At 60.0% G+C, this 24,437-nt stretch carries 22 protein-coding genes and 1 other RNA gene; 9 read left to right on the forward strand and 14 right to left on the reverse strand.

Annotated features, from left to right (window positions below; genetic code table 11):
* The 8 genes from mraY to rnpB all read right to left on the reverse strand — a co-directional run bounded on the left by mraY (position 1) and on the right by rnpB (position 8,181).
* Complete coding sequence (mraY, locus tag EDC38_RS07205) at positions 1 to 1,083, reverse strand: phospho-N-acetylmuramoyl-pentapeptide-transferase (RefSeq protein WP_123637920.1); 1,083 nt, start codon at positions 1,081 to 1,083, stop codon at positions 1 to 3.
* Complete coding sequence (locus EDC38_RS07210; protein WP_123637921.1) at positions 1,083 to 2,447, reverse strand: UDP-N-acetylmuramoyl-tripeptide--D-alanyl-D-alanine ligase; 1,365 nt, start codon at positions 2,445 to 2,447, stop codon at positions 1,083 to 1,085. Before EDC38_RS07210 ends, mraY begins: the two co-directional genes overlap by 1 nt.
* On the reverse strand, positions 2,444 to 3,985 hold the full coding sequence (locus tag EDC38_RS07215; RefSeq protein WP_123637922.1) for a UDP-N-acetylmuramoyl-L-alanyl-D-glutamate--2,6-diaminopimelate ligase: 1,542 nt from the start codon (positions 3,983 to 3,985) through the stop codon (positions 2,444 to 2,446). The genes EDC38_RS07210 and EDC38_RS07215 overlap by 4 nt, the downstream gene beginning before the upstream one ends.
* Positions 3,982 to 5,721 carry a peptidoglycan D,D-transpeptidase FtsI family protein gene (locus tag EDC38_RS07220; protein ID WP_123637923.1) on the reverse strand — a complete coding sequence of 580 codons (1,740 nt, stop codon included), beginning with the start codon at positions 5,719 to 5,721 and terminating at the stop codon, positions 3,982 to 3,984. The genes EDC38_RS07215 and EDC38_RS07220 overlap by 4 nt, the downstream gene beginning before the upstream one ends.
* A complete protein-coding gene (gene ftsL, locus EDC38_RS07225; RefSeq protein WP_123637924.1) occupies positions 5,714 to 6,019 on the reverse strand; it encodes a cell division protein FtsL in 306 nt (101 codons plus the stop codon). Before ftsL ends, EDC38_RS07220 begins: the two co-directional genes overlap by 8 nt.
* Before the next feature lie 28 nt (positions 6,020 to 6,047).
* On the reverse strand, positions 6,048 to 6,977 hold the full coding sequence (rsmH, locus tag EDC38_RS07230) for a 16S rRNA (cytosine(1402)-N(4))-methyltransferase RsmH (RefSeq protein WP_123637925.1): 930 nt from the start codon (positions 6,975 to 6,977) through the stop codon (positions 6,048 to 6,050).
* A 67-nt stretch (positions 6,978 to 7,044) separates the two neighbouring features.
* Entirely contained in the window at positions 7,045 to 7,485 is a 441-nt protein-coding gene (mraZ, locus tag EDC38_RS07235) for a division/cell wall cluster transcriptional repressor MraZ (protein ID WP_123637926.1), read from the reverse strand.
* Positions 7,486 to 7,829: 344 nt separating this feature from the next.
* Positions 7,830 to 8,181: RNase P RNA component class A (rnpB, locus tag EDC38_RS07240), an RNA gene on the reverse strand.
* Between the two features lie 150 nt (positions 8,182 to 8,331).
* Between rnpB and EDC38_RS07245 the strand changes: the two genes are divergently transcribed.
* Positions 8,332 to 10,728 (forward strand): TonB-dependent receptor, encoded by a 2,397-nt coding sequence (locus EDC38_RS07245; protein WP_123637927.1) that lies wholly within the window; start codon positions 8,332 to 8,334, stop codon positions 10,726 to 10,728.
* Between the two features lie 141 nt (positions 10,729 to 10,869).
* Here EDC38_RS07245 and rsmI read toward each other — a convergent pair whose 3' ends face one another.
* Complete coding sequence (gene rsmI, locus EDC38_RS07250; protein WP_123637928.1) at positions 10,870 to 11,760, reverse strand: 16S rRNA (cytidine(1402)-2'-O)-methyltransferase; 891 nt, start codon at positions 11,758 to 11,760, stop codon at positions 10,870 to 10,872.
* A gap of 61 nt (positions 11,761 to 11,821) precedes the next feature.
* Here rsmI and EDC38_RS07255 point away from each other — a divergent pair, with 61 nt between their 5' ends.
* The 7 genes from EDC38_RS07255 (at position 11,822) to EDC38_RS07285 (ending at position 19,255) form a co-directional block, all read left to right on the forward strand.
* Positions 11,822 to 13,744: a penicillin-binding protein activator gene (locus EDC38_RS07255; protein ID WP_123637929.1), complete on the forward strand. Its 1,923-nt coding sequence runs from the start codon at positions 11,822 to 11,824 to the stop codon at positions 13,742 to 13,744.
* On the forward strand, positions 13,716 to 14,096 hold the full coding sequence (locus EDC38_RS07260; RefSeq protein ID WP_123638883.1) for a YraN family protein: 381 nt from the start codon (positions 13,716 to 13,718) through the stop codon (positions 14,094 to 14,096). The genes EDC38_RS07255 and EDC38_RS07260 overlap by 29 nt, the downstream gene beginning before the upstream one ends.
* A 27-nt stretch (positions 14,097 to 14,123) precedes the next feature.
* On the forward strand, positions 14,124 to 14,711 hold the full coding sequence (locus tag EDC38_RS07265; RefSeq protein WP_123637930.1) for an SIS domain-containing protein: 588 nt from the start codon (positions 14,124 to 14,126) through the stop codon (positions 14,709 to 14,711).
* On the forward strand, positions 14,711 to 15,298 hold the full coding sequence (locus EDC38_RS07270; RefSeq protein ID WP_123637931.1) for a BON domain-containing protein: 588 nt from the start codon (positions 14,711 to 14,713) through the stop codon (positions 15,296 to 15,298). The genes EDC38_RS07265 and EDC38_RS07270 overlap by 1 nt, the downstream gene beginning before the upstream one ends.
* A 59-nt stretch (positions 15,299 to 15,357) precedes the next feature.
* Positions 15,358 to 15,957, forward strand: a complete 600-nt coding sequence (locus tag EDC38_RS07275) for a LemA family protein (RefSeq protein ID WP_123637932.1) — start codon at positions 15,358 to 15,360, stop codon at positions 15,955 to 15,957.
* A 17-nt stretch (positions 15,958 to 15,974) separates the two neighbouring features.
* Complete coding sequence (locus EDC38_RS07280) at positions 15,975 to 17,876, forward strand: M48 family metallopeptidase (protein WP_123637933.1); 1,902 nt, start codon at positions 15,975 to 15,977, stop codon at positions 17,874 to 17,876.
* A 101-nt stretch (positions 17,877 to 17,977) separates the two neighbouring features.
* Positions 17,978 to 19,255, forward strand: a complete 1,278-nt coding sequence (locus tag EDC38_RS07285; protein ID WP_123637934.1) for an aspartate aminotransferase type Ic — start codon at positions 17,978 to 17,980, stop codon at positions 19,253 to 19,255.
* 147 nt (positions 19,256 to 19,402) lie between these two features.
* Here EDC38_RS07285 and EDC38_RS07290 read toward each other — a convergent pair whose 3' ends face one another.
* Positions 19,403 to 19,828, reverse strand: a complete 426-nt coding sequence (locus EDC38_RS07290; protein WP_123637935.1) for an ExbD/TolR family protein — start codon at positions 19,826 to 19,828, stop codon at positions 19,403 to 19,405.
* A gap of 199 nt (positions 19,829 to 20,027) precedes the next feature.
* Positions 20,028 to 21,086, reverse strand: coding sequence for a DNA polymerase IV (dinB, locus tag EDC38_RS07295; RefSeq protein WP_123637936.1), 1,059 nt, complete (start codon positions 21,084 to 21,086; stop codon positions 20,028 to 20,030).
* Positions 21,087 to 21,394: 308 nt separating this feature from the next.
* On the opposite strand from dinB, the gene EDC38_RS07300 reads away from it, so the two are divergent.
* A complete protein-coding gene (locus tag EDC38_RS07300; RefSeq protein ID WP_123637937.1) occupies positions 21,395 to 22,210 on the forward strand; it encodes a hypothetical protein in 816 nt (271 codons plus the stop codon).
* A gap of 65 nt (positions 22,211 to 22,275) precedes the next feature.
* Here the strand turns inward: EDC38_RS07300 and EDC38_RS07305 are convergent, their stop codons facing one another.
* The 3 genes from EDC38_RS07305 to EDC38_RS07315 all read right to left on the reverse strand — a co-directional run bounded on the left by EDC38_RS07305 (position 22,276) and on the right by EDC38_RS07315 (position 24,407).
* Positions 22,276 to 23,028, reverse strand: a complete 753-nt coding sequence (locus EDC38_RS07305; RefSeq protein ID WP_123637938.1) for a hypothetical protein — start codon at positions 23,026 to 23,028, stop codon at positions 22,276 to 22,278.
* The gene (locus EDC38_RS07310) at positions 23,000 to 23,677 is read right to left on the reverse strand and encodes a flagellar brake protein (protein WP_123637939.1); all 678 of its coding nucleotides are present in this window, start codon (positions 23,675 to 23,677) and stop codon (positions 23,000 to 23,002) included. The genes EDC38_RS07305 and EDC38_RS07310 overlap by 29 nt, the downstream gene beginning before the upstream one ends.
* A gap of 85 nt (positions 23,678 to 23,762) precedes the next feature.
* Positions 23,763 to 24,407, reverse strand: coding sequence for a cyclic nucleotide-binding domain-containing protein (locus EDC38_RS07315; protein ID WP_123637940.1), 645 nt, complete (start codon positions 24,405 to 24,407; stop codon positions 23,763 to 23,765).
* Positions 24,408 to 24,437 lie beyond the last annotated feature (30 nt).

Genomic DNA, 24,437 nt, shown 5'->3' on the forward strand with positions numbered 1-24,437 from the left:
TTAACGCAGTTTCAATGTGGCCAGCCCGAAGGAGACCAACATGACGGTAATAATCCAGAAGCGCACGATCACACGCGGCTCCGGCCAGCCTTTCAATTCATAATGGTGATGCAGCGGCGCCATTCGAAAAATCCGCCGTCCGGTCAGTTTGTAGGAAGCGACCTGCAAAATGACCGACACCGTTTCCATCACGAAGATGCCGCCCATGATGAAGAGGACAATCTCGTGGCGAACAATCACGGCGATTACCCCCAAGGCGGCCCCCAGCGCAAGTGCGCCTACATCGCCCATGAATACCTGAGCCGGATAAGTGTTGAACCACAGAAAGCCCAGCCCGGCACCGGCCAGGGCGCCGCAGAAAATCACCAGCTCACCGGCCCCGGGGATATGGGCGATATGAAGATAATTGGCAAACTCCACGTGCCCGGCCAAATAGGCAATGATGCCCAGCGCCGAGCCCACCATGACCGAAGGCATGATCGCCAACCCATCCAGACCGTCGGTCAGGTTCACCGCGTTGCTCGAACCGACAATCACGAAGTAGGTGATCACCAGATAAAACACGCCCAGATCCAATGCCACGTTTTTGAAGAACGGCACAAACAGCTGGGTCTCCGCGGGCAGAACGGCGGTGTAGTACAGAAACAGGGCCGCGCCGACACCGGCCACGGACTGCCAGAAATACTTCCAGCGCGCGGGCAGACCGCGAGAGTTGGACTGGACCACCTTGCGGTAATCGTCGACCCAACCCACGGCGCCGAAAATGCCGGTCACCACCAGTACTACCCAGACATAGCGATTGCTCAGATCAGTCCAGAGCAGGGTACTGATAAAAATCGCCGCGAGAATCAGCGTGCCGCCCATGGTCGGTGTACCGGACTTGCTCAAGTGCGTTTGCGGTCCGTCGCTGCGCACGGCCTGACCGATCTGCAGGTAGTTCAGGCGACGAATCATCCAGGGACCCAACAACAACGAAATCACCAGCGCCGTCAGCACTCCGAGAATCGCGCGCAGCGTCAGGTACTGAAACACGGCCATGCCGCGCAGGTATTCTTGTAAGTATTCTGCGAGCCACAGTAGCATCAGTCTTGGTCTCCGATTTTGCTCAAACCGCGCACCACCCGATCCATACCGGCGCTGCGAGAACCTTTAATCAACACGCGGGTGTGTTCATCCAACTCACCCTTGAGGGCGTCAATCACAGCCTCATGAGTACGGTAGGCGCTAGCGCCTTCACCGAAGGCGTCGGCGGCCCGGGCACTCAATGGACCCAGCGTCAACAACCGATCCAGGCCGCGCTCGCGCGCCCGTTCACCCACCTCACGATGCAGCTCGGCACTGTGTTCACCGAGCTCTCCCATATCGCCCAGCACCAATATGCGCTTGCCCTGATGTGCGGCGAGCACTTCGATCGCTGCCCGGACTGAACCGGGATTGGCGTTGTAACTGTCGTCAATGATCAGCGCGTCAGCCCAGCCGCGCCGGGCCGACATACGCCCCGCCACCGGTTCAAAACTCTCCAGCCCGCGGGCAATGGCCTGAGCACTCAGACCCAGCGCCAGCGCACAACCGGCTGCGGCCAGCGCGTTTCTGACGCTGTGTTCACCCGGCACTGCCAGTTGCACACGTGCTTCTTCGTTTCCGGTGATCAGCGTGAACTGAACGCTGTCGGGGTGATACTCGATATCCCGGGCCCGACAATCTGCCTCATGCTGATCCAGTGACACACTGATCACTCGGCGACCACCAAGACTGGACAACCAGTAAGAAGCGAAGGCGTCGTCGCGGTTGATCACGGCAATGCCGTTTTCATCCAGCGCGGTATAGATTTCTCCCTTGGCGCGTGCAACGCCTTCGACCGAACCAAAACCTTCGATATGCGCCGGCATGACGTTATTGATCAGCGCCACATCGGGCTTCGCCCACTGACAATAGGACGCGATTTCGCCCGGGCCACTCGCGCCCATTTCAATCACCGCGTACTCGTGATGTTCATCCAACTCCAACAGCGTCAATGGCACACCGATGTGGTTATTCAGGTTGCCCCGAGTTGCCAGAACGCCCCCGGCGCGCACCAGAATGCCCGCGAGCATGGTCCGCACGGTGGTTTTTCCGCTGCTGCCGGTGATCGCAACCAGAGGGCCCCGAAAACGTTCACGGTTGAGCAATGCCACCTGGCCCAGGGCCGTCAGAGTATCCGGCACGACCCACTGAGGTACGGCCAAGTCCGGCACCGGCTGGTCTACCACCACACCGCAGACGCCACGATCTACTGCGGACTGCACAAACTCATGACCATCAAACCGCTCGCCCCGCAGCGCCAGAAACAGGTCCCCGGCCTGCACGGTTCGGGTGTCGGTACTCAACCGACGGAATTCGACATCACCTTGGGTCAATTCACCCCCAAAACGACGGTTGAGCTCTGACAAAAAGATCGTACCGATCATGGTGTCACCTCCCCGGGGCGCAATTTAGCCAACCGACGCTGCAGCGATTGGCGCACCTGCTCGCAATCACTGAACGCCAGGGTTTCCCGGGCAAAAATCTGATAATCCTCATGGCCCTTACCCGCGACCAATACCGTATCGCCGGGGCGGGCCTGTTGAATGGCCAGGTCAATAGCCTGTGCGCGATCGGCAATCACCAGACACTGATGGTCGTTGTCCATTCCGCGCAGAATGTCCGCCGCAATCTGGGCGGGATCCTCTGAGCGGGGGTTGTCATTGGTCACTACCACGTAATCGCTGTACCGCTCAGCGAGCCGTCCCATCTTCGGACGCTTGGCCCGGTCCCGGTCTCCACCGCAACCGAACACACACCAGAGCCGACCCGTGTTGTGGTGACTCAACGCCTTGAGAGTGTTCTCCAGTGCGTCCGGCGTGTGGGCGTAATCCACCACCACCTGCACATCCTGTCGCTGTTCATCCAGGACCACCGGTTCCATGCGCCCGGGCGCCGGTACCAGACCGGGAACGGCCGCCAAGATGTCCTCCAGTGCCATGCCAGCGGCACAGAGCGTTGCGATCACGCCCAGCAGGTTGCTCAGGTTGAACTCACCCAACAGTGGGCTGTGGAGCTCGCCCTGTCCCCAGGGTGTATTGATCAGGGCACTGATGCCCGCACGCTGCTCGACCCGGTCGGTGACGTAGACATCGGCTTGCGGGTCATCCAGGGCATAACTCACCACCTGAACTCCCTCCGGCACTTGGTTGGCGAGGCTCGCGGCCCAGGCATCATCCCGATTGATGACCGCGACCTGCAGGCCGGGTTGCTCCAGCAACCGCGCCTTGGCGGCGCCATAGCGGATCAGGTCTCCGTGGAAGTCCAGATGGTCATGGCTCAGGTTGGTGAACAGAGCCGCCGCCATCTTCACGGCGGCCACGCGTCCCTGAACCAGACTATGGGAGGAGACCTCCATGGCCACTACCTGCGCCCCCTGATCTACCAGCGAGCACAGCGTTTTCTGCACACTCAGCGCGTCCGGAGTAGTCAGACCGGTGTGCTCCAGACCGGCAAACTGGTCGGCGGATGGCTCGTCGGCCTTCAACAATCCGTACCCCAAGGTGCCGATCACGCCCGCAGCCCCCCAGTGGACCGCCGCCAATTGGGCCATCAGCAGGGAGCAGGTGGTTTTGCCGTTGGTTCCCGTCACGCCAAAGACTTTGACCGCTTCGCTCGGGGACTGATACAGCCGATTTGCCAACTCACTCAGTTGACCGGCCAGGTTGGGCAGTGCGACAACCGGCACGGACTGAACATCCGCCGGAGCGTCCACATCCACCAGTACGGCCACGGCACCATTGGCGACTGCATCCTTTATATAGTCACGCCCATCATGAACCGCGCCCTTGAGGGCCACAAACGCATCACCCGGCTGGACCTGACGACTATTCAGGGTCAATCCCTGGATATCGGGCAGCGACGCCGGATCGAGCTTCAGCGCCGGCGCCAGGTCCGCGAGGTTAATGGAGTAGCGAGGAGTCATGACAGGGGCTCCCCGCGCTTTTTGTCTTCCTGAACCATAATGCCTTTGGCCCCGTTCACTCTGGGCGGCACCTGCAACAAACGCAGAGCGCCTTCGGCCACGCTTGAAAAAACCGGAGCGGCCACTTGGCCACCAAAATAACGTTCATCCGAGGGCTCATCGATAATTACCGCCGCGACAATGCGCGGATTGTCCGCTGGCGCCATACCGACAAACGATGCGATATATCGGTTCTCGACATAACCACCCTCACCCACTTTATGTACCGTGCCGGTTTTGCCCGCCACCGGATAAGCCGGAATTTCAGCCCGGCGGGCCGTACCCTCGGTGCTGACCGCCCGGCGCAGCATGGCGGTAACCTGCCGGGCCAGATCTTCATCCACCACCCGTTCGCCGTCGGCCACTTCGTCTACCCTCAGTAGCGAAGGCGTGCGCTTGACGCCGCCACTGGCGACGGTGCTGTAAGCGTTCACCAACTGCATGGCCGTGAGATTCAGACCGTAACCAAAAGCGTAGGTTGCCCGCTGAATGGGGCGCCAGTTTTCATAGGTGGGCAGCGTGCCCACCGCTTCGCCCGGAAACCCGGTACCCACACCCTGGCCCAGCCCGAGCCGCTGATACATGTTGCGCACCGTTGAAGGCTCAAGCTCTAAAGCCAGCTTGGTCATTCCCACCTGGCTGGATTTAGCAATCACCCCACTCAGATCCAGGGTGCCGTAGTTCACCGGATCCAACAGCGTCTTGCGCCCTACCTGAACGTACCCGGGAGCGGTGTTGATCAGCGAATTGGGGCTGAAACGACCGGTTTCCAGTGCCGCCATGACCGCCAGCGGCTTCATGGTGGAGCCGGGCTCAAACAAGTCCGTCAACGCTCGGTTTCTCAACGCCTCGGAGCGCAGGCCGGAGCGATCGTTCGGGTTGTAGGCCGGCTGGTTGGTCATGGCCAGAACCTCTCCGGTCTGCACGTCCATGATCACCAGCGAGCCGCCCTTGGCGTTGTTTTTCAGAACCGCGGCCTTCAATTCCCGATGCGCCAAATACTGAAGGCGCAAATCAATGCTGAGCGCCAGATTGCGACCGGGCCGGGCAGACTTCACCAGTTGAAGCTCTTTGACGGTACGACCACGCAAATCCTTGAGCACCTGCTTGGCGCCACTCTCTCCTGACAGCCAGGCGTCGTAAGCCAGCTCCATACCCTCCTGGCCCCGATCGTCGATATCGGTAAAGCCCACCAAGTGGGCCGCCACTTCCCCGGCCGGGTAATAGCGGCGGTACTCGCGCTGGCTGTAGACGCCGGGAACCTCCAACGCCAGAACCGCTTCGGCAGCCGGAGGGGGCAGATGCCGACGCAGGTACATAAACTCCTTGCCGCTATAACGAGAGAGCCGAGCTTCCAGCTCGGCTTCCGAGAGTTCCAGCGCCCGCGCCAACTCGTTCCAGCGCTCGGGCGACTGCAACAGGAGTGTCGGGTCTGCCCAGAGGGTTTCGACCGGTGTGCTGACTGCCAATGGCTCGCCGTTGCGGTCGGTAATCACCCCCCTATAGGCATTGATGGATTCGGTGCGCAGGGTTCGCGCCTGCCCCTGGCCCTGGAGAAACTCATAACCCTGGGCGGTATCAGGCAGCACCTGCAGGCTGGCCAGACGCCACAATAGCGCCGAGCCGAGCACCAGCACCGCCAGAGCCACCAGCCAGACTCGCCAGCGGGCGATTGTCAGGGTCTGTCCCCTACTCATGAATCACCATCACGATGTCATCGTCATCCGGCAAACGCATGGCCAACTCATCGCGGGCCATTTGCTCCACCCGGCCATAGGCGGCCCAGGTGCTCTGCTCCAACATATATTGTCCCCACACGACCTGGAGCTCGGCCGCCTCCCGGCGCAGGGTCTCCAGGCGGTCAACCCGTTGACGGGTCTGATGGGTAGAGGCAATGACCGCCAGCGCCGACAACACCACCAGCACCCACGCCACGGCCACCGCCAGGGTTATACCCCGGCGGGAGTGCAGTGCATTGGATGTGTTGTGGCTCATAGTCAAAACCGCCTCGCCATCTGATCAGTCAGAGTTTTTCCGCAACGCGCATAATGGCGCTGCGTGAACGCACGTTTGCGCCCACTTCAATATCGCTGGCCCGAACCGCCTTGCCCACACTCTTGAGCGTGCGATCGAGCTGCTCATCGCGTACCGGCAGTCCGGCCGGTAGCGGCTGTCCCTTTTCCTGCCGGCGGATAAAGCGCTTCACCAGGCGGTCTTCCAGAGAATGGAAGCTGATCACCACCAGCCGTCCGCCCGGTGCCAGCACCGTCAAAGCCTGGGCAAGAATGGCTTCGAGATCCGACAGCTCATTGTTGACGTGAATCCGGATTCCCTGGAACGCCCGGGTCGCCGGATGCTTCCCCTTCTCCCAGGCCGGATTGGCCGCCTTGACGATTTCGGCCAGCTGCGACGTCCGGGTAATCGGTTGTTCCGCCCGGGCAGCGACCAGCGCTCGCGCCATGCGCTTGCCGAAGCGCTCTTCGCCATACTCTTTCAGAACCCGTGCAATCTCGGCTTCCGGGGCTCCGGCAAGCCATTCGGCCGCACTCTGTCCGGAGCTCCGGTCCATCCGCATATCCAGAGGACCGTCGTTCAAAAAGCTGAACCCACGTTCGGCTTCATCCAACTGCGGCGACGACACGCCCAGATCCAGCAATAGGCCCTGGACCTTGCCGGTCATGTCTCTCGCACCCACCAGTTCCGCAAGCGCCGCAAAGGATCCTTGAGCGATCTCGAACCGGGCATCACTGGCAAATCGCTCGTGCGCCACCGCGATGGCATCGGCATCTTTATCAATGCCCAGCAGCCGTCCCTTTTCCGACAGCCGTTCCAGAATCCGGGCACTGTGTCCACCCCGGCCAAAGGTACCGTCAACATAAAAGCCGTCGACATCCTGAACCAGGGCGTCAACCGCTTCATTCAACAGGACCGTTTGGTGGGGCGAATCGCTCATGGGCTACCTTTTGTTATGCCGCGTTTGTTGTGCCACGCCGGCTCGGGCCGAGCCGCTTGGAATCCGGTTACAGTGTCAGCGATTGCAGCTCTGGGGACAGCTCGGTATCGAGCGGCTGTTCGATCAGGTCCTGCCAACTGTCTTCATTCCACAATTCCATCTTGTCGCCCAACCCCACCAGCATCAGCTTTTTGTCCAGTCTGGCGAAGCTGCGCAAGGTCGGGGGCACCAGAATTCGTCCGTTGCCATCCATCTCCAGTTGGGTCGCATAGCCAATCCAGAGACGCTTGATCCGGCCTGCCGCCGGGTCGTTATCCGGCAGTGCTTGAATTTTCGGCAGTCGCTCCAGCCAGTCTGGCTCGGAGTACACCAGCAAGCAGCGCTGCTGGGTGTGAGCGGTCAGCACCAGGCGGCCCTCGCAGGACGCGACAAAGGACTCGCGAATGCGAGTCGGGATCGCCATGCGACCCTTCGCGTCCATATTGATGGAGTGACTGCCTGTGAGCACGATTCACCTGTCAATTGATGGGAGGCGTGGGCACTTTTCACCACTTCACATCCCGGATTTCCACAAAAAACCACTAATAACCACTTTCTACCACTTATGGCACACTATAAATCCGGGCAAAGCAAAGTCAAGCAATAGAGAAGGAAAATGCGGCGAACCGCACGGGATCTGCAGAGAAAACTGTAGGTATAGACAGGAATGAGAGATGCGCCAGAAACCGCCAAAAGGGAATAAGCTATAACTATCAGCGCAATAGCGAGCAAACTTAAAGTATTACATTAAGTTTGTGAATTTTTAGGATTAAAAAAGACGGGGGATAGAAGGAAGCGCTCTAAAACAGAATAAGTCGGAGTCGGCCTGTAAGCCGGGTTCTGTCGAGGACAGTCATTCATCTGGGATGCGTGTCGCCACGCACCTCGAGCGACCTACCCGAACCCGGTACGGGCCGCACCATCGGGTTCCTATTTGGTCTTGCTCCGAGCGGGGTTTACCATCGCCGCGAACTGTTGCCAGCCGCGCGGTGCGCTCTTACCGCACCATTTCACCCTTACCGGCGACCGAGGTCGCTTAGGCGGTTTACTTTCTGCTGCACTTTCCGTGGGCTCTCGCCCCCCAGGCGTTACCTGGCGCTCTGCCCTGTGGAGCCCGGACTTTCCTCCCCGGTGCAAGCACCGAAGCGACTGCCGAGCCGACTCCGAGGGCATAGAGTAGCGACCTTGGCGAACGTGCGCAAGCGCACATTTTCAACACAAAGCGAAGCGCTTCTGAATATTTACTGACGATTTCGTTTTTAACCCCATTATGATCTAAGATTAGGTCAACCATAAAAAAGGACAGGAGACGTCTGTGAACACCTATAAACTTACCGCACTCTCACTGGCCATCGCGGCCAGCTTCAGCGTCACGGCCCAGGCTCAAAGCACACCGGCCCTGGAGGAAATTCTGGTCACCGCGCAAAAGCGCGAACAGAACCTTCTGGATGTCCCGATTTCGGTCAACGCCATGGCGGGCGAGAAAATCGACGATACCGGTATCACCGGCATCGAGCGCATGGCCGATTACATACCCAGTCTGAATATGACCCAGACCGGCATCGGCACCACCATTTCAATCCGGGGCATCAGCTCCGGTGTCAACCAGGGCTTCGAGCAGTCCGCCGCCCAATTTGTGGACGGGGTCCACTTCGGCCGCGCCCAGCTCAGCCGGGCGCCATTTCTGGATATAGAGCGGGTCGAAGTTCTGCGCGGCCCGCAGAGCATCCTGTTCGGCAAGAACAGTACCGCAGGTGCCATCAGTATTACGACGGCCCGCCCCACCGATGAGTTCTTCGCCAAAGTGACCGGCCTGTACGAGCCCGAACACAGCAAGCAGGACCTGCGCGCGGTCGTTTCCGGGCCACTGACCGATCAGCTCAGTGGCCGACTGGCCGTTCTGGATCGCAGTATCGATGGTCACTTCCACAACACTACCACCGGTCAGGATGAAACCAGAGAAGAAGATCAGGTGGTGCGCGGCACCCTGCTCTGGCAACCCAACAGCCAGTGGGATATCACCCTGAAACTTGAAGATGGCTCGTTCGATCAGGAGGGTCGCAACCTCGAGGTGGTCAACCCTGCGGAGATCGAGCTTCCCGGCCGCCCCACCGTGCCCTATTCGGCAGTACTCGCCCAGTTGACCGGCGGCGCCTACACCCTGGATACCACCCAGGACTTCAACCGCCAGTCCAATGGCGACTTCAGCTACAACAACACCCGCAACGCCATGCTGGAGGTTGAAACCGAGTTGGGCGAACACAGCCTGACCGCCGTGACCGGCTACACCACCTATGATTACGAAGAGCTGTGTGACTGCGACTTTGTCGGCGTCCCCATGTTCAACATTCTGTCGAAAGAGGACTACAGCCAGGTCAGCCAGGAAATTCGCATTGCCTCGCCGGAGTCCGGTCCGTTCAGCTATATGGGCGGCCTGTTCTATCAGAGCAGTGACCTGGAGTTCGACGATGAAATTCGGGTTCCCTCGGACAGCCTTTTGCCGGTTGCCTTGCAGCAACAGGTGGGTGAAGGCGCGCTGCTATTGCGCGGCACCGCCTCCCAGCGGGACTTCGCACAGGATAGCGACATCGCCGCCGTGTTTTTCCAGGGCACCTGGGAACTCTCCAGCGATCTGCGCCTGATCCTCGGCGGCCGCTACACCGACGAAGAAAAAACCGCGAGTCGGCGCCAATACCACACGGTAACGGACCCGAACAGTGGCGCCACCGTCGAGCGCCCCGTTGGCACCCCGCAGGATCCCTACAATGGCCTGTACGGACTGTTCAACATCGAGCCCTACGAAGCACTGAGCCGGACCCGCTCGGAGTCCGGTTTCACGCCGTCGGTCACCCTGCAGTATGATCTCAACGGCACGGACATGGTCTATGCCAGCTACACCACTGGCTTCAAATCCGGTGGCTTCGATGTGCGCTCCAACGCCCACCCCGATCCGACGGTAAACAACGCCGTCAACGCCTCTTCCGGCTCGCCGGTTCCGATTACCGGGGTGTTCGAATTTGAAGATGAAGAGGTCAAGAACTACGAAATCGGGGGTAAATTCAACCTCGCCGACGGCCGGGCCGAGCTGAACGCGGCTCTGTTCTATACCGATTTCCAGGATCTGCAGACCAGCCAGTTTGACGGCGCCTTCAGCTTTAACGTCACCAATGCCGCCGAGGCCGCCATCCAGGGGATGGAGCTGGACGGACGCTGGATGGCCACCGACGAACTGATGATCTCCGGTGGTCTGGCTTGGCTGGACTTCGAGTACGACGACTTCCCCACCGCCCAGTGCTACTTTGGCGAGGCGCCGGGACAGACCCAGTGCGACGCCAGCGGCGAAACCCGGGAATTTACCCCCGAATTCCAGGGCAACATCAGCGCCAACCACACCCTGGCACTGAGCCGTGGACTGACCCTGAACAGCACATTGGACCTGATTTACAGCGACGAGTACCTGGCGACACCGACACTGGACCCGCGCATGGTTCAGGACAGCTACGTGAAAGTGAACGCCCGGGTGGCCCTGAGCGGCCAGGACGACCGCTGGGAAGTGGCGCTGATCGGTAAAAACCTGACCGATGAGGCCATCGTCAGCTACGCCAACGGCCTGCCGGTGGCAACGGTTGTGACCGGTGGGACCGGCAGCGGTTATTATGCTTTCTATGAACGGCCGCGTAGTATTGCGCTGCAGGGGACCTTGCGGTTTTGATCATCAATCAAGCTGAGTTACGGCGGATGTGGCCTTTGGCTTATCCGCCCTGCGGGTAGTACGGCAGCTCGCGTAGGGCGGATAAGCCGAAGGCGCATCCGCCGTAACCAAACCTGGCTGCATCCGCCGCCCCCCCCCAAACTACTTATGCTCAAGCGCCCACTGATACAGGGCGTTTTTTTTCACCCCGGTAATCTTCGCCCCCATCGCGGCCGCCTGCTTGACCGGCAGCTCCTCAAGCAAAATACCCATCACCCGCTCGGCCTCGGCATCCAGTGTACTGTCCGAACGGGTTGAGGCGCCCGCCACCATCAGCACAATCTCCCCCCGCTGCTGATTGCTGTCCGCCCGAACGAACTCCACCAACTCCGCCAGCGGCGCCAGCCGAATGGTTTCAAAGGTTTTGGTCAGCTCACGGGCGATCACCGCCTCCCGGTCGCCCCCCATTACCTCGGCCATGGCCTCCAGGCAGGCCAACACCCGATGGGGCGCCTCGTAGAAGATCAGGGTGCGCGACTCGGCCGCCAATGCCTCCAGCCATTGGCGGCGGGCATTCACCTTGGGCGGCGGGAACCCTTCGAAAGAAAAGCGATCTGAAGGAAGGCCCGATGCACTGAGCGCCGCGACCATGGCGCAGGCGCCCGGTACCGGCACCACATCCAGGCCGCGCTCGCGCGCTGAGCGCACCAGCCGATAGCCGGGATCTGACACCAGTGGTGTACCGGCATCGGAGATCAGCGCCACTGACTCCCCGGCGGCCACACGATCCAGGATCTTTTCGGTGCGCTCACTATCACTGTGGTCGTGGTAAGCGATGCAGGGGGTGGATATGGAAAAATGTGACAGGAGTCGCGCACTATGGCGAGTATCCTCCGCCGCTATCAACGCCACTGATTGTAGAATTTCCACCGCACGGGGTACCATATCGGCCAAATTGCCAATAGGCGTGGCGACAACATACAGAACACCGGCCGCAGCGGTACCCGAACTGCCACTGGATGCCAGCGGGTCTGATGTCGTGTTGGAGGTCATAAACGTGCCTTATCGTCTGGTTGCACTCACATCGTAAGCAGTATTAGTGGAGAACATCATCATGCAATACCGGGGATACTTGTGCACCCTGCTCGCGCTTTTGGTCTGGCTTCTGGCCAGTTGCAGCAGCACACCTCCGATGGAAACCCCGGCGGATGAGCCCCCCCTGTCCCGGGAGGCGATTGAAGCCCGCGTCAAAACACTCGTGGATCAGGCCCGCGCCAGCCAGTCGCCCGAACGCGAAGGCTATCTGCTGGAAGCTGCCAGCCTGCTCGTCGAACAACAGGAGTACAACTGGGCCCGCAACCTGCTGACCTCCATTGATAGCCGCCAACTGGATACCCGCGGATTTTTGCTGCACACCGAGCTCTTGGGCACAGTGGCACTGAATGAAGGGTCTTACTATCTGGCCGAACGCATTCTAACCAACCCCCGTCTGGAACAACAGTGGCAGACCATGGCGCCGGAGCGCGAGCTCGCGCTGCGTGAGTTGCGCGCCCATTTGTACCTGCGCTCCGGCGACGTCATCGCCAGCGTCAATGAACGCATGCTCATGGACTCACTCCTCGGCCCCGAGGAACCGGCGAGCGCCGAGAACCGGGAACAGCTCTGGCAGAGCCTGATGTCACTGTCTCTGGTGGAGTTGGAGCAGGCCATCAGTGGTGAGAGCCAGACACCGCTGCGCGGTTGGCTCGAACTGGCCGCGATCAGTAAAGACAATCAGGCCAACCTTGAACGGCAACAAGCCCAAGTTGACCAATGGCAGAGCGCCTGGCCCAACCACCCAGCCAGCGACAATTTGCCCAACGACCTGCAACTGCTACGCCGACTGATTGAACAGCAGCCCCGGCAAGTCGCGCTGCTGCTCCCCGAGGAAGGCACCCTGGCTCGAGCCGCTGATGCCGTTCGCGACGGTTTCCTCAGCGCTTATTATCAAGCCGGACATGAACAGAGCCGTCGCCCCCAGATACGCCAATACAACACCAGCGCCAGCGATGACATTCTGGCGCTGTACGAACAGGCCATGGCCGAAGGTGCCGATCTGGTCATCGGCCCACTGGATAAGGACAAGGTCCGGCAACTGCATGAACAAGATCTGCTGCCTATTCCCGTGCTGACCCTAAATTACGTAGACAGCACTCTGGATGAAGAGCGGCCCGAAGCGCCCGAGGGCCTGTATCAGTTTGGCCTCGCCTCGGAAGACGAGGCCCGTCAGGTGGCCCGTCGCGCCTATCAGGAAGGCCACCGCAACGCCATGATCCTCGCTCCGAACCGCAACTGGAGTGCGCGCAGCGCCCAGGCCTTCACCCGGGAGTGGCAAGCGCTGGGCGGCGAAGTATCGATCGACAGCCAGTTCCCCGGCAGCGGTGATTACTCCCGGATCATTCAGCAGGCACTGCTGATTGACCAGAGTCAGGCCCGCCGACAGGCCCTGACCCGCCTGCTCGGCAGCGCTCTGGAATTCGAGCCACGGCGGCGCAAAGATCTGGACATGATTTTCCTGATGGCCGACCCCGAGCAAGGCCGACAGATACGGCCGACCCTGGCCTTCCACTACGCCGGCGACCTGCCGGTGTACGCCACCAGTCACATCTACACCGGCGAGCGGGACACCAAGAGTAATCGGGACCTGAACGGAGTGCGCTTCAACACTCTGCCCTGGCTGCTCAACGGCGAGTTCGAAGAGAAGGCGACACTGGCCGAGCACAGCCGAGAAGCGGCCATATACAGCCGTCTGCACGCCCTGGGTGTGGACGCCTACCGGCTCTACCCGCGCCTGCCCCAGTTGGAGCAGATTGAGGATGCCCGACTCTACGGCGCCACCGGCGCGCTGCGCATGCGCGCCGGTGGACGGATTGAGCGGGAGCTGGTCTGGGCCCAATTTCAGGGGGGAGAGGCCCGGCCCATGGCCGCCGCCACCCCACGCGACAACGCGCTTCAGGAGGAATTGCGTGATGACTTACAACCGCCCGGCGAGCGCTGAGGCCGGAAAAGCCGCCGAGCAGGAGGCCGAACGCTATCTGACGGCACAGGGGTTGACGGTCCGGGACCGAAACTACCGCTGCAAAGCCGGAGAGATTGACCTGGTCATGACCGATGGCAATGCGCTGGTTTTTGTTGAAGTTCGACTACGCCGCCATAACGGCTTTGCCTCAGCGGCCGAAACCGTGGATTTTCGCAAGCAACAAAAGCTGATTCGCGCCGCACAGCACTATCTGCAGCGCACCGGACTGACCGATCGGGTCGCCTGTCGTTTCGATGTGGTGGCGTTCGATCCGCGCCGCGCCGCCGGCGCCCCAATAACCTGGCTCAAAGACGCTTTCAGCGCAATTTGAGCCCGTCACTCGAAAACGGGACATCCTATGGAGCAACGGGTCATCACCCTGTTTCACGAAAGCATTGAGGCCACCATGCAGACCGGTGAAAGCCTCGCCCCACAGATTGTTCACGCCAGTGAAGTGATGGTCGAAGCGCTGCTCAACGGCCACAAGATCCTCACCTGCGGTAACGGGATCTCCGCCGCCCAGGCGCAGATTCTCACCAGCAGCCTGATACACCGGTTCGAACAGGAGCGGCCCAGCCTGCCGGCGTTTAACCTGGGCGCCGACATGATCACCCAGACCGCCATAGCCGCCGATGGTGGCGGCAATGATGTCTACGCCAAACCCCTGCGAGCCCTCGGACAGGACGGCGACGTGCTGGTCCTGATCACCAGCACCGGTAACGCCGGCAGCCTGTTGCAGGCCATCAGCGCCGCCCACGACCGCAACATTCGGGTGATCGCGCTCACGGGCGGCGACGGTGGCGACGCCGCCGCCCTGCTCGACCACCGGGACATCGAACTGCGCGCGGCCCTGCCCTCGGCGATACGCATTCACGAAGTGCACCTGCTGACGATTTTCTGTTTGTGTGATTTGATCGATCAACACTTATTTGGAGGATTCCACTGATGGCTCGTCCGCGCTTTTTGGGATTGCCCGCCGTTCTGTTGACCGCACTGCTGTCGGTGCTCGGAGGCTGCACCACCATCGTCGACGCCACCACCCGCGAGCCCATCCAGTTAAACCCCGGGAAACGCTCGCTCGGCATGCGCATTGACGACTCCCAGATCGAGACCATTGCCAGCGTCAACATCAACAAAGCCCACCAACGCCTGGACGAATCGCCCATCGACGTGCACAGCTACAACGCTGTGGTATTGCTGGTCGGTCAGGTACCCAACGCAGAGCTGCGCAGCCTGGCGGGCAAGACCGTGGATGCCATTCACAGCGTCCGGCAGGTGCACAACGAGCTGGAAGTCGACGCACCGATCTCCTTCATGACCCGAAGCCACGACAACTGGCTCACCACCAAGGTCAAAACCAAGCTGTATGCCAGTCGCGATGTCGAGGGCGGCCGGGTCAAGGTAATTACCGAAAACGCCAGTGTGTACCTGATGGGCCTGGTGTCCCGGGCCGAGGCCGACCGAATCACCGACATTGTCAGCCGCACTGGCGGTGTGGAGCGAGTCGTGCGAGTATTTGAATACATTGACTGAAGCGCCGGTCACTCCGGCGCCTGAATAATAACTTCATCCCCGGTAAAAGGATTCGCATTATGGACGTTTCAACCATCGTTGTTCTGGTACTGATCGGCGCGTTCGTGTTCTACCTGATCAGCGTTTACAACCGCCTGGTCGCACTGAAAAACCGGTTTAAGAATGCCTTTGCCCAGATAGAAGTGCAGCTCAAACGCCGCTACGACCTGATCCCTAACCTGGTCGAAACCGCCAAAGCCTACCTCTCCCATGAACGGGAGACCCTGGAGGCCGTGACCCAGGCGCGCAACCAGGCGCTCGCCGGTCTCAATGCCGCCCGCAGCGCGCCCGGCGACCCGCAGGCCATGGCACAGCTGGGCGGAGCCGAAAACAGCCTGGCGGGGGCTCTGGGTCGCTTGAACATGGTCATGGAAGCCTACCCCGACCTGAAGGCGTCCCAGAACATGATGCAGCTCAATGAAGAGCTTACCAGCACCGAAAATAAAGTCGCGTTCGCCCGCCAGGCGTTCAACGACTCGGTCATGACCTACAACACCTATAAGCAGAGCTTCCCCCCCGTCGTTCTGGCCAGGCACCTCGGTCACCGCGAAGATGCCGCACTGCTGGAGTTTGACGACAGCGAAGCGATTCAGGCAGCACCCAAAGTTTCGTTCAAGTAAACGCCGACCGACCCGGTATGGACTTTTTTGAGCACCAGGAGCTGGCCCGCCGCAACACCCGTCGTCTGGTGGTGTTAATGACGCTGGCCGTACTGACCATCATTGCTCTCACCACAGTGGTGTTTGTGGTCGCCAGCGTCGGTTTGACCTCGGTGCAGACAGTCGGCGGTGGCGGCTACTGGCGACGACTGCTCGAGCAGGTGGGTTGGCAACCCATCGCCTGGATTTCTCTGATGGTCGGTTTGCTGGTTCTGGTAGGCAGTGGCTTCAAATGGTTTCAGTTGCGCTCGGGTGGTCAAGCAGTGGCCGAGGCCCTGGGCGGCCAACTGATTCCCGGCAACAGCCAAGAGCTGCCTCAGCGACAACTGCTGAACATTGTCGAAGAAATGGCGATTGCCTCGGGCATGCCGGTTCCCCCGGTATACGAGCTGAATGAATCCGGCATCAATGCGTTCGCCGCGGGCCACGGCCCTCACGACGCGGTCATTGGGGTCACCCGTGGCGCCATGGAGCAGCTTTCCCGAGACGAACTACAAGGGGTTATTGCTCACGAGTTCAGTCATATCCTGCATGGTGATATGCGGCTGAACCTGCGCCTGGTGGCGGTGTTGAACGGCCTGCTTCTGATCGGTCTGCTCGGCCATATTCTGGCGCGCAGTGGTGCCCGCCGAGGGCTTCGCCGTCGCTCCAACCAGGGCAATGTTGCCTTGATCGGCCTCGGACTGATCATACTCGGCGCCGTCGGCACTTTCTTTGGCAACTGGATCAAGGCGGCGGTGAGTCGCCAACGGGAGTTCCTGGCGGACGCATCGGCGGTTCAGTACACCCGCAATCCCGAGGGCATCGGCGGCGCCCTGATCAAGATCGGCCACTCTCCGGACGGGTCACGACTTTCGGCCAGTGACGCCAACGAATTCAGCCACATGTACTTCGAAGAGGGCGTCAAGGCACGACTGAGCGGCCTGATGGCCACCCACCCACCGCTGGAAGACCGAATTCGTCGGGTACTACCGGGCTGGCAAGGGGACTTCACTCCGCTGAATCAGCCCGACAGCCCCGCAGCAGCGCAAACATCCGCATCCGACTCCACCACCGGGCGAGAAGAGACGGCCCGAGCCATGGCGGCGGCGGTTGCGGTGGCCAGCAGCGCGGGACATCACACGGGTGAGATCAGTCCTAAGGCGATTGAACAGGCAAAGGCCACCCTCGAGACACTACCCCAGACCTTGCGCGAGGCCGCCCGGGACCCCTTCAGCGCCCGGGGATTACTTTGGGGACTCCAGTTGAATGCCGATGCGAATTCGCGCGCATCCGAGTGGAGCTACCTCGCGGAACAACTGAAGGAAACCGAGCTGAACGCGCTGCGTCCGGTGATGACTCAGAGCGCGGAACTGCCGGACGGTTTGCGCCTACCGGCGATTGAGCTGGCCCTGCCCTCGCTCAATGAATTCTCCGATCAACAGCGTCGGGACTTTCTCGCCATTTTGAGCGGTCTGGCGAAAGCCGACGGTCGAGTACAACTGAGCGAATGGATCGTTTACCGGCTGGCACACACCCACCTGGTGGCACCGGTCCCCAAACGCCAGCGCCTCAAGCTGGCGTACTGCCAGGCTGAAGCCCGACTGCTGCTGTCGGTCGCTGCCTGGGCCGGTCGCACCCAACCGGCCCAGGCTTACCGGGCCGGCGCCTCCCGGCTGGGCCTGGAGAGCACACTGATGCCCACCGAGGACATCGGCTTCACTGGCCTCGACAGCGCCCTGGACAGATTGCGCCAACTGCGCCCGCTGGAAAAGCCCGAATTACTCAAAGCGCTGCGCGAATGCCTTCTCCAGGACCAGCGGGTCACACCGCGGGAAGCGGAGCTCTACCGCGCCGTGGCGGACGCACTGGACTGCCCGACCCCACCGCTCGAGGCATGAGCTTCAGCGGTCGTCCGCGGTTAACGACCATGCCCGGTTAAATCTTCACCCACCAAGGGTTATAATGCCCCTTTCGCCCACCAACCATTGAGGTAGACACCTTGCAACTGGATCAAGCGACACAGGAACAACTGCGCCAGTGGGAAACCGAACTGGCCGACGAGTATCAACGCATCGTCAACCAGAAACTCAACCTGGATCTGACCCGAGGCAAGCCCTCTCCGGAGCAGCTGAGCCTGTCCGATGCGCTGGATGGCATTCTCAAAGGTGACTACAAAGCCGCCGACGGCACCGACACACGCAACTACGGTGGCCTGGACGGCCTGCCCGAAGCCAAACAACTGGGCGCCAACCTGATGGGCGTCGATCCCGAAGATGTGCTGGTCGGTGGCAACAGCAGCCTGACCCTGATGTTCCAGGTCATGCTGACCGCTCACCAGTTCGGCCTGACCGGCGCGGATAGCGCCTGGAAAAACGAGGGCAACGTGAAATTCCTTTGCCCGGTGCCCGGCTACGACCGTCACCACACGGTCTGTGAGCAGCTCGGCATTGACATGATTGCCGTGCCCATGACCGACGCCGGTCCGGATATGGACAAAGTAGAGGCGCTGGTCAAAGACGATCCGCGCATCAAGGGCATGTGGTGTGTCCCCAAATACTCCAACCCGACCGGTGTGGTGTACAGCGATGAAACCGTTGAGCGTATTGCCGCACTGGGTAAAATCGCGGGCCCGAACTTCCGGGTATTCTGGGACAACGCCTACGCCGTTCACGACCTGGTCGACAACCCACCGGAACTGGCCTGTGTGATGAAAGCCTGCGCCCAGCACGGTACAGAAGACTCGGTCATTCAGTTTGCTTCGACCTCAAAGATCACCCACGCCGGTGCCGGGGTCGCGTTCGTCAACGCCAGCCCCGCCAACCTGAAAGGGTTCAAGCAGTTTCTGGGAACCTGCACCATCGGTCCGGACAAGGTCAACCAGATTCGTCACAGCCGCTTCCTGCCCAACCGGGACGCCCTGATGAAGCACATGCAGGGTCATGCCGAACTGCTCAAGCCCCGCTTTGCGGCGGTACTGGATGCGCTGAACGAAGCCTTCGCAGAGAGCGATCTGGGCAACTGGCAGGAACCTCAAGGTGGCTATTTTGTGTCGTTTGACACTCGTCCCGGCTGTGCTCAGGACACCGTTCGTCTGGCGGCCGAGGCCGGAGTCAAGCTGACGCCCGCGGGCGCCACCTTCCCTTACGGCCAAGACCCCGAGGACCGCAATATCCGTATTGCGCCCTCAGTGCCCAGCGTCGAGGAAGTGAAAGGGGCGATGAAGGTGTTTGTGGTCTGCGTCAAACTGGCCTCGGTGCGCAAGCAACTCGCCAGCTAAAGAGTCGAAGACTGAGCAGAAGGCGCCCCACTGAGGGCGCCTGATCCGCCAGGCAGTTTTGGTCGAACACTCTCAGGGCCATCAGGCGGACATAAAAAAACCACCGATTTTGTCGGTGGTTTTTTTATGTCCGAAGAACAGGCGATCTTATCGAGCGCGCATTTCTTCCGGCATGGGCACAAGAACAATACTGGGCGCATTGGCGGCCCGAGCTGCATCCGCTACTGAGACATAAACGGACGCGTCGGCACGATCGTGGGTACGAATAATCACGGTAGCGTCCGGCAACTCCGCCCGCATCCGCTCAATGTTTGAACGAATTGCCCGGGTATCCACTCGACGGTTCTCCATCCACACCTGGTTATCCTGACGGATATCGACCACGATGTTGGGATCCGCATCTTCCGGCGGCGGCTGGTCATTCTCTTCGGGAACATTGGTGTCGAGGCCGATCTCTTTGACGAACGACGCCGTCACAATAAAGAAGATCAACATAATGAACACCACGTCCAACATGGGGGTCAAATCGATATCGTTACTATCATCACCGCTACGGCTCTTCTTTCTTCTCACCGCACTTACTCCCGTTCTTATCTGAAATCACTGGGTGTCTGAAATCACTGGGCGCCCTTGAGCCCCCCAGAAACAGACCCGAATACTAACAGCTTTTACCGCTGCATGACCATCGCTTTCTTGCCATTGTGGCCATCCCAGCGCCCGCTAATAGTCCTTTTTACACCTTGATGGGTGTAAAAATGCCCTAAAAATGCGGCTAAGAGAATAAATCAAGCTGGTAAAAAGCCTGATCTTCCCGTAAATCCACAAACCGCACCCCAACGCCGAGCAGCCTGACCGGTCGATCACCGCGCACAAACGCTTCCTCACACAACGCCCGGTAAGCCGCCTGATTGACATCGGTACCGGCACGCTCAAGGGTTGTGGAGGTGAAATCCTCAAACTTCAGCTTCACGAACCGCTTGACCACCCGATAATCGCCATCGACCCGGCGCAACCTGAGGGCCAGTGACTGCAGCAGCCCCGGCAACTGCCCTAGGCAATGCTCGAGATCCGGCAGGTCCTGGGCAAAGGTGTGCTCCACACTCAGGGATTTGCGACGTCGACTGACTGTCACCGCCCGCTCGTCACGCCCGTGGCACAGGTGGTGCAGACGTACGCCGAAGGCCCCGAAGCGCTCACTGAGCTCGAACACATCAAAAGCCTGCAGGTCGCCACAGGTTGCCACACCCATCTGCGCCAGTCTCTGCGCTGTGGCCCGGCCGACACCGGGCACGCGCTCCACGGGCAACGCCCGAACAAACTCCGCCACCTGCTTTGGCGGCACCACGTACAACCCGTCAGGCTTGCGCCAATCACTGGCCACTTTGGCCAGAAATTTATTGGGTGCAACGCCCGCCGAAATGGTGATACCCAGCGCGTCATGAACCCGCTCGCGAATCGCCTCGGCAATCCGGGTGGCGCTACCTTGACAGTGTTCACTGTCGGTTACATCCAGATAGGCCTCATCCAACGACAAAGGTTCCACTCGTTCGGAAAAATCATAGAACACATGACGCATTTGCAGGGACGCTTCCCGATAGGCATCCATCCGGTGCGGGACAATCAGCAGGTCCGGACACAAACGCTTGGCGTAAGCCGAAGCCATAGCCGAGCGAACACCGTACCGGCGCGCCTCATAATTACAGGTGGAGATGACGCCACGCCGATCCGAGCTGCCCCCTACCGCAATCGGACGATGACGGAGACTCGGATCGTCCCGCATCTCGATCGCGGCAAAAAAACAGTCCGCATCACAATGAATAATTTTACGCACAAAGCGTGTCCCGCCCCTGAATCATACCTGTGATTATATACAGAAAACGCACTCAAGGATAACGCCCGCAGTCCACTGACGAATCAGGGACGAGCTTTCCGCCAAACCACAAAGCGACTGGCAAACAGTTCAATCGACGGATCAAAAAACCCGAAAACGGGTTTTTTTTACGAAAAAGCGGTTTATTTTCCTGATTTCGCAATAAAAAACTTGAATTTTCACCACAAAGTTTTAACTTATCACCTGTTTGTATTTTGCTTTTTATTCATCCTTCATTTTTTCTTCCAAAACAATAAGGGAAGCAAACCATGGCTGCACGCAAAAAATCGTCCGTTGACGCTGTTGCGCAACTGGAAAAAGAGCTCGCTCAGGTCAAAGCTCAACTGAGCAAAGCCCGCACTCAACAGGAAACCGATGCCCAGAAAACCGTAACAGCACTGACCAAGGAAGCCACCAAAGCGGCGACCAAAGTCAAGTCAGCCCGTGCCAAGCTGGCCACCGCGCGCAAGAAGAAAACTCCCGCCGCGGCCAAGCAGGCAGAAGCCGCCAAGGCCGCAGTAAACACGGCGAAGGCCGCTCACGATACGGTCAAGGCTGATCTGGCAGCCGCCAAGCAGACCCTGGCTGAAATCAAGGCCGCCAACAAACTGGCCAATGAGCACGACAAAGCCGTAGCCAAAGCCGAAGCCGCCATGGCCAAGGTTCAGCAGGCCGCCGCTCGTAAAGAAGCCGCTCGCGCCAAAGCCGCCGCCAAGAAAGCGGCCGCCAAAGCCAAAGCGAAAGCCAAAAAAGAAGCCGCCCGCGCCCGCGCCGCCGCCAAGAAACTGGCAGCACGCCAGAAAGTAGCGGCCAAGAAAGCCGCCGCCAAGGCCAAGGCGAAAGCCAAGAAAGCCGCGGCCAAAGCAAAGGCAGCCACCAAAAAGACCACCGCTAAGAAAAAAGCGGCGACCAAAAAGCCAGCAACCAAGAAAACCGCTGCGCGTAAGAGCACTGCCAAGAAGACCGCCACCAAGAAAACCGGCACCCGCAAAACAGCGGCCAAAAAAACCACCGCTAAAAAAGCAGCGGCGAAAAAGGCCGGCGCCCGCCGTGGCCGCCCTGCCAAGGCAACCCCTAGCGCCTAAACGCTGATGGCGGTTCCCCAAAAAAGGGTCCTCAGGGACCCTTTTTTGTGTCTGACCATTTTTATCTAGTCCCTTCGCGCCTTGATATCCAGCTCTAGTTCCCGTTGGTCGTCCTGGCGACAAGACGCCCGATAAAACAGCGCCTCGCCATAATAGCTCTCTGCATTGAAGTCGATCACATAGGTGAGCGGCGGATGGCTTTCCAGGTTTGGCTCCTGCCCCAACTCGGGCTCAGGACGCTCGGTAGTCAGCCATTCTAGTGCCTGCATCCCGCCCACTCGCTGCTCCAGTGCCGCGACACATTCCTTCCAGAACGTCTCCCGCCGGGCAAACTCATCCTCCCACCATTGCAACCACTGTTGGCGCTCCTGCTCGGTCTGTTGCTTTTGCGCTTCCAGTGCGGCGAGCTCTCGGGCCTTCTCTTGTCGCTCCCGCTCACGCTGCTGAGCCAGCTCATACTCTTCCCGCAGTTGCTCGAAGGACACCAGGCCACCGGGACGGGTGTCATCCACTTTCATCAGGCTGGGGCCGTCGACCATCAGGCTGAAAGTCTGGCCCGATGGATTGCGGCACTTGAGGGTGAAGACGGGATGCTCGAGTGTGCTCCGTCCGAGATGACTGGTGCCCTCCAGCAGCTCTTCACAGCCCGGGGATTCCTCCACCAGGCGCGCAGCGTCATACAGACGGGGAAGATGTCGTAGATAGGATTTGGGCAGCCACAGCTGCTCCAGTTCAACCGACTGGACCGGAGCGGCCGCGCTCAGACACAGGCACAACGCCAGACCGGCGCTAAGGTGTGGGTAATTGATCCTGGGCAATTTTCGCATACACATAGGCGGCCAACAGCAAGCGGCGATCTTCATCTGCCTCAACGAATTCCAGCCCGTACACTACCGGGGTGTTCTGCTTGAGTTCCTGGGTACTGCGCTCAACCCGGGAGCGGATGACCGCTTCGAGGCGCAGGTCGCGATAGAGCCCGGCCACTTCAACCTGGGCGGTAATGGATACTTTATCTCCGATATCGCCCAGAATACGATCCAACTCCAGGCGCGCACCCGACAGGCTGATATCAACCACACGAGCGTCTACTTCAGAGGCCTCGAGGCTACTCTGATTGAGCACGACGACCGGCAATGCAATTTCCACACGGGTGGATTGTCGAATGCCTTTAAAGCCGACTTCCTCGGGGTAATCAAGGTGTAGCAGTGGGTAGGGATCCGTGGCCTGGCTCTCCACCGAGCAGGTAAAAACCCCGACCCCGTTCGCCACCATCATCCGGGCCACGACCTTCTGCCCTGGACGCAAGCGCAGAAAACGACCATTGACACGGGGCACGGACAGCAATAGCGCCCGCCCTGGCATGGCCCCCACAAAGCGGCACGGATAACGCTCGGACATCCCGGTACTGGTTTCGACTTGGACTTGAAGCGGGTAGCCCGGCCGAAGTTTCAAATCGTCAAAGTTCATAGCGGCCCTGAACAGAGTACAATCGGACCCGGCCGTTGGCCGCCGGGCGCGTAACAAACCTCATGATAGCAAATTTACAGGCCAGCTAACGACGCGCTGCTCCAAATTCACCATTCCACTCCAGCAACAGGCGCGCCAGCGATTGCGCCTGGGCGTGCAGGGCTGAAAGCTCCTCGCGGGTGTCTTTGGGGCCAGTGTACAACCGGATCTGTCGATGGCGATTGGCAAAGCTGTGCTGCGGATTCTGGGCGCGGTACACCTCCAGCTTCCAGCGCAGGCTGTGCACGGTATTCCGATAGTAGGCGATCTTGGTGGCCAAAGTGATCGGCCGATTGGACTCCAGGTTGGCAAACTCGCTGAAGTCCGAGGCCAATACAACCACTTGCCGGCAACCCGGTGAGGCGATGAGGGTCGCCGTGCGCTCATGACCAATCAGCATGGCCAGGTCGCCGAACACTTCGCCCGGTGTAATCTGATTGATGGAGGGGCCTTCCACCTGCTCATTGGGGTACACATCCAATTGCCCTCTCAGCAGAAAATACAGCCACTGATCCCGCTCACCGCGCTGCAGTACCTGTTCACCGGGTTCGTAATAGGCGATATGGGCCCGATCCAGCAGAATTTCGAACTGCCAGTTGTCTTGCTGTTTGACGGTTTTGTAAAAAGGAATGGTGAGCAACCAACGTTCAACGGTATCTCGGGGAAATTTGTTGAGGGGTTTTATTTCCATAGTTGCCAAGTTCTCTGCCCCGGAGCGGTC

The organism is Marinimicrobium koreense (assembly GCF_003762925.1).
GTDB lineage: Bacteria > Pseudomonadota > Gammaproteobacteria > Pseudomonadales > Cellvibrionaceae > Marinimicrobium > Marinimicrobium koreense.

Excerpts from the sequence above, each read along its gene's own strand:
- mraY (WP_123637920.1), bottom strand. The coding sequence starts at position 1,083 with ATGCTACTGTGGCTCGCAGAATACTTACAAGAATACCTGCGCGGCATG.
- EDC38_RS07210 (WP_123637921.1), bottom strand. The coding sequence starts at position 2,447 with ATGATCGGTACGATCTTTTTGTCAGAGCTCAACCGTCGTTTTGGGGGT.
- EDC38_RS07215 (WP_123637922.1), bottom strand. The coding sequence starts at position 3,985 with ATGACTCCTCGCTACTCCATTAACCTCGCGGACCTGGCGCCGGCGCTG.
- EDC38_RS07220 (WP_123637923.1), bottom strand. The coding sequence starts at position 5,721 with ATGAGTAGGGGACAGACCCTGACAATCGCCCGCTGGCGAGTCTGGCTG.
- ftsL (WP_123637924.1), bottom strand. The coding sequence starts at position 6,019 with ATGAGCCACAACACATCCAATGCACTGCACTCCCGCCGGGGTATAACC.
- rsmH (WP_123637925.1), bottom strand. The coding sequence starts at position 6,977 with ATGAGCGATTCGCCCCACCAAACGGTCCTGTTGAATGAAGCGGTTGAC.
- rsmI (WP_123637928.1), bottom strand. The coding sequence starts at position 11,760 with ATGACCTCCAACACGACATCAGACCCGCTGGCATCCAGTGGCAGTTCG.
- EDC38_RS07255 (WP_123637929.1), top strand. The coding sequence starts at position 11,822 with ATGCAATACCGGGGATACTTGTGCACCCTGCTCGCGCTTTTGGTCTGG.
- EDC38_RS07260 (WP_123638883.1), top strand. The coding sequence starts at position 13,716 with ATGACTTACAACCGCCCGGCGAGCGCTGAGGCCGGAAAAGCCGCCGAG.
- EDC38_RS07265 (WP_123637930.1), top strand. The coding sequence starts at position 14,124 with ATGGAGCAACGGGTCATCACCCTGTTTCACGAAAGCATTGAGGCCACC.
- EDC38_RS07270 (WP_123637931.1), top strand. The coding sequence starts at position 14,711 with ATGGCTCGTCCGCGCTTTTTGGGATTGCCCGCCGTTCTGTTGACCGCA.
- EDC38_RS07275 (WP_123637932.1), top strand. The coding sequence starts at position 15,358 with ATGGACGTTTCAACCATCGTTGTTCTGGTACTGATCGGCGCGTTCGTG.
- EDC38_RS07280 (WP_123637933.1), top strand. The coding sequence starts at position 15,975 with ATGGACTTTTTTGAGCACCAGGAGCTGGCCCGCCGCAACACCCGTCGT.
- EDC38_RS07300 (WP_123637937.1), top strand. The coding sequence starts at position 21,395 with ATGGCTGCACGCAAAAAATCGTCCGTTGACGCTGTTGCGCAACTGGAA.
- EDC38_RS07310 (WP_123637939.1), bottom strand. The coding sequence starts at position 23,677 with ATGAACTTTGACGATTTGAAACTTCGGCCGGGCTACCCGCTTCAAGTC.
- EDC38_RS07315 (WP_123637940.1), bottom strand. The coding sequence starts at position 24,407 with ATGGAAATAAAACCCCTCAACAAATTTCCCCGAGATACCGTTGAACGT.